This is a genomic window from Methanocalculus sp. (assembly GCF_029762515.1).
Classification (GTDB): Archaea; Halobacteriota; Methanomicrobia; order Methanomicrobiales; family Methanocorpusculaceae; genus Methanocalculus.
This window is the reverse complement of record NZ_JARVGN010000280.1, coordinates 1-3,202: the sequence shown is the minus strand read 5'-3', so window position 1 is coordinate 3,202 and position 3,202 is coordinate 1. Positions and strand designations below refer to the sequence as shown.

Annotated in this window: 4 protein-coding genes and 1 pseudogene; all 5 read right to left on the bottom strand. The window is 41.8% G+C overall.

The genetic code is table 11. From position 1 onward, the window contains the following. Positions 1-189: pseudogene (locus QCH34_RS09630) on the bottom strand (dehydrogenase); the annotation flags it as partial. Positions 190-201: 12 nt separating this feature from the next. Then, positions 202-867 (bottom strand): class I SAM-dependent methyltransferase, encoded by a 666-nt coding sequence (locus QCH34_RS09625; protein WP_300333384.1) that lies wholly within the window; start codon positions 865-867, stop codon positions 202-204. A gap of 94 nt (positions 868-961) precedes the next feature. Beyond that, positions 962-2,029: a phosphotransferase gene (locus QCH34_RS09620; protein WP_300333382.1), complete on the bottom strand. Its 1,068-nt coding sequence runs from the start codon at positions 2,027-2,029 to the stop codon at positions 962-964. Next, complete coding sequence (locus QCH34_RS09615) at positions 2,022-2,636, bottom strand: hypothetical protein (protein WP_300333376.1); 615 nt, start codon at positions 2,634-2,636, stop codon at positions 2,022-2,024. The genes QCH34_RS09620 and QCH34_RS09615 overlap by 8 nt, the downstream gene beginning before the upstream one ends. A 59-nt stretch (positions 2,637-2,695) precedes the next feature. Beyond that, positions 2,696-3,202 (bottom strand): transketolase C-terminal domain-containing protein (locus QCH34_RS09610; protein ID WP_300333373.1); only part of this gene is annotated, 507 nt, incomplete at its 5' end.

Here is a 3,202-nt window from a genome sequence, read left to right as displayed (position 1 = left end):
ATGTGGGAGAAACCTATCCTCTCCTTTTGCCGCCTCAATTTCATTTATCTGAGCACCGCAAATACCACTATAAATAATCTTAACGAGAACCTGGCCACATGAGAGGGTATCCGGTAGTTCAACCTCATCTACAACAAGGGGTTTATTCGTCTCTGTCAGTATCGCTGCTTTCATTGTTCTAATCAGCATTATTGGTGCACCTCATTCAAAGTATATAAATTCATAATCCCCTGTATAGCCAAAGTGATTATACAGCCAGATCCATTCATCGGTATCAAAGAGTGACTCGGCAGTCAAAGCCCAGCACTCAAGATTAAACATCTCACTCTCATCCCGGTAACTCTCCACCATGATGTACTTCTGCCTGCCCACTCGCTCAATTTCAGATAACGAAGTTTTCAAATCGAAGATTCGCAGATTATGGAGGCATCCAAGCGAGATGACCAGATCAAATGCATTGCCATCAAATGGAAATGGGTCCTGGGCGCGATGGCGGAACAGTTCTCCCTTAAAATCCGGATGACGGCATTCCAATCCATGAACGGAGATATCAAAGCCCTGAAGCTCCAGTTCGGGTTGAAGTTGTTGCAGTTCAAATAGTAGATATCCTTTCCCACACCCAACATCAAGAACCCGATCTCCCGCCTTTAGATTATACCTATCAATGAGATTTTGAGCAACAGGTTTCCAGTACCCTGGCCGATAGGAGTAGCCACCATAGCCATATCGCCGGTCGCCATCCCAGTAGTCAAATTCATATTCTTTCGCCTTCTTCATACAGTTGGCTTTATCATCAACCATTCGTGCAAGATAATCGCGCTCTGTTTTTTTATGAAGAGGCGTAACAAAATGAACTAATTCACCCATGAATAATCAGGACTCCCATATCTCAATGCCACAAGATGTGTAATATTTAATGGAGGTATTGCCCTTAAAGAGGATGTCGATAATTCTCCATCATTCATGGTAAAGCCTCCAACTTGAGTAATGATTCGACATTTTGCCTCCGCTTCTCAATGGTTGAGTAAAAAGTTCGCGCCTTATTCAACTGAATCTTTTTAACCTCATTGATATCAAGACCAGCATCTGCAAATCTTCTTCGATCCTCCCCAACAGGAAGAAATTCATTGAGCATAATACAACACCACTTCAATGCATGAACCGGGAAAAGCATCTGCAATCTGAATAAATCTCTTTCCGGATTCTCTAATCTTCCAAGGACACGGGTTGCAAAAGCCGGCAGATACGACAGAGAAACAGGAACTGAGGGCTGGCAAAAGAAATCTGCAATCATCTTAACCGGATCATCCATACCAGCATACTCAAAGTCGATAAAAAACACTCTTCCCTCAGGGCTTGCAATTGCATTGTGAAAACCAAAATCAGATGGTGAAACAATTGTATCTCCTTCTAAAAGCCTCATATCAAGATCAATGCCCCTATCCTGTGCTAAAGCAAGAATTCTGGTTTTTATCTCTTCCCAGAGGGGAATTAACTCTAATCTGACAAATTCTTCGGCTTTATGATCAATATCTGACCCAATCCGAATCTTCTTAAGTCGCCCAATCCGTCTCTCAACGCTTTCAAGATGATCGCGCATAGAGAAACATGCTTCAGAGGCGGGTGGAAGTGAGCCAGTATTGCTCTTGATCTTTTGCATATTCAGCGCTTCAATAAACTCAATCGCCTGCATTACATGTGAATCCTGCAATCCATCTGAAGAGATTTTGTGGCCAGGAATATATTCCATGATAGCAATTCCCTGCTCGGAGTCACACACTTTAGGTTTTGGCACACAGGATACACCAACCGAGTCCGCATAGTTAAGAAACATCCACTCAGCCCCGAAGCGATCTCTCTGATCCAATGGATGCCGGAAGTACTGCTTAAGAACATATTTTGGCATTCCCTCCCATTCAAGTATGAAAACCTTATTGTTACCTCCACTCTTTTCAGGACGAACTACAATCCCTTCATTATATCCAAGTCCGGAAATAAGGGCCCGCGAAGATAAATCCAGATTAATCATGATACGATTCCTTTAACTCCAGAATACCATTCAACATTTGATTCCAGTGAGTTATAGTCTGATAATCTTGGTTTATTGGATAAGAAGAGTCAGGATCATAGAGTATTTTGACGATATCAGAATGGAGATCCGGGTGAAGTAGCACTTCAGGTAAATCATCGATAATAATTCTACAATCAAGATGATTAATCCGGGATATCTTTCTTCTACGTGTGGTTTCAAAATAAACACCCTGAACGGATTCAAAAATCCCATTGGTTTTTAGCCAGGAGAGAGCAGGAGGATGAAGACCATACCCTTTTCCATCGGCTGAGTGACGAGTTTTATGACTTATAATGTAAACAACCCATCCATACTCCTGACATCCTTTTAAAAATGAGTAGAACCCCTCCATCATTCTAGCCTTCTTTATAAGCTTCCCATACACCAACCCTTGAATCTTTACCCATTCATCTTCAAGATCAGCATCAAGGAGATCTCTTCGGATCGATTGTTTACTCTTTGTAGCATCATCTAAGAGAATCCCAAGGGAAATACCTGCCTCATAAAAGAGGCTGTGATAATCAATAATCGTATTATCAAAATCGATACCGATAATCATATTCATACGTCATTAATCTAAAAGCCCTCAGAAAAAGGACCTGAGTATAATCGCATGCAATCAGCTCACTTAAATGGTATTTGCAATGTTCTGCATCTTGTCTTTATTGTCTCAGCAAGTTTTCCCGGGGACAGTCCATAATATTCCCGTGCGCTCTCCTGATTCCTCGCATCGTAAAGATATTCATCAGGAATGCCAATTCTCATCAACTGACCTTTCTGACAAACAAGTTGATCAACAAGCCACTCACCAACGGCAGATCCAAGGCCCCCTATAAGGCTGTGCTCTTCAATGGTTATGATGAGGGAATATTGAGAGAAAACTTTGTCAAGTGTGTATGTATCCAGTGGTTTCAGGGTATGAAAATGAATGACAGTCGGGTTCAAACCAGTGTTTTGCAACAAATCAGCAGCTGCCAAAATATTTGGCATGAGTGTCCCATTACCAAGAATGCAGATCTCTCTCCCCTCATGAATAAGCAATCCCTTCCCGATCACAAATTCAGGGAGATTCTCATGAATAAGAGGTTCTTTCTTTTTACCAATTCGGATATAAACCGGGCCGCCTAATTC

What these genes read in the sequence shown, in the direction of transcription:
- QCH34_RS09625 (WP_300333384.1), bottom strand. Translation starts at nt 867, where the DNA reads ATGGGTGAATTAGTTCATTTTGTTACGCCTCTTCATAAAAAAACAGAG.
- QCH34_RS09615 (WP_300333376.1), bottom strand. Translation starts at nt 2,636, where the DNA reads ATGAATATGATTATCGGTATCGATTTTGATAATACGATTATTGATTAT.
- QCH34_RS09620 (WP_300333382.1), bottom strand. Translation starts at nt 2,029, where the DNA reads ATGATTAATCTGGATTTATCTTCGCGGGCCCTTATTTCCGGACTTGGA.